The 1,011-nt window shown below is 57.3% G+C and carries 1 protein-coding gene; it reads right to left on the reverse strand.

Annotated elements, in window-relative coordinates; all coding sequences use genetic code 11:
- Positions 1-956: AMP-binding protein (locus tag I6F24_RS37260; protein WP_249787440.1), on the reverse strand; the 956-nt coding region annotated here is incomplete at its 3' end.
- Positions 957-1,011: the final 55 nt, after the last annotated feature.

The following is a 1,011-nucleotide window of genomic DNA, read 5'->3' on the forward strand; positions in this document are numbered from 1 at the left end:
TGAAGATCGCTTTCCGCCAGTTCAGCTGGAGCCGACACATACGCGACCAGACGCCGCGATTCGGCTTGCGCCTCCGACCCAGCTATATCTCGCGCCGTAAGCTTTACACCTGCGCAGACAGAGGCGACTGCGACGGCGCCATGCACCGAGGGATGAGCGGACAAACGAGCTTCGATTTCTCCCAGCTCGATTCTGTGCCCGCGAATTTTAACCTGACGATCCCGTCGACCGAGACATTCCAGAAGCCCGTCGGAACGAACGCGCCCAAGATCACCTGTCCGATATAGGCGCCGGAAAGATAGGTCGTTTGAGAACGGGTTCGGCCCAAACGCATCCTTGGTGCGGACATGGTCATTGACGTAACCGGCAGCGACACCGACGCCGCTAACACAGATTTCGCCGACTTCTCCTACACTGCAGAGTCGTGGTCCGTCCGCGACATAAACCTCAACGTTTTGAATTGGCCTGCCGATCGGCACATAAGGCTCAGCCAGCGCAGGCGGAACGGAAACCAGATGATGCGTCACGCCGTCGGCGCACTCGGTCGGCCCGTAATGATTGAGAATGGAAACGCGGGGATACAAGGCCAGCCACGCACGCGCCAATCCGGGCGTTAGAGGTTCTCCGACCGTAGAAATAATCCGCAAGCCGTCCATGGCTCGCTCTGCCGCGGCAAGCGATTGCAGATATTCAACAAACACTGCCAGCATCGACGGAACGAGTTGGACGATCGTAGCGCCGCATCGTTGAATTGCTTGAAGGAGCGATGAGGGCGATCTCAGTGTCGAATCATCGATGATTGATGTAGAGGCTCCGACGCAAAGCCCAGAAAGAAGCTGCCAAAGCGAGATGTCAAAGCAGTGCGATGCCGTTTGCGCGACGCAATCCGTCCGAGTGAGACTTAGGGCATCGATCTTTGCCGCCAAATGATTGTTTAGGCCGTCGCGCTCGATCATTGCGCCCTTAGGCTGGCCCGTCGAACCAGACGTAAACAGAATATAGGCAAGTCCA

The sequence above is a fragment of the Bradyrhizobium sp. BRP23 genome, assembly GCF_020194135.1.
In the GTDB taxonomy this organism is placed as follows: domain Bacteria; phylum Pseudomonadota; class Alphaproteobacteria; order Rhizobiales; family Xanthobacteraceae; genus Bradyrhizobium; species Bradyrhizobium yuanmingense.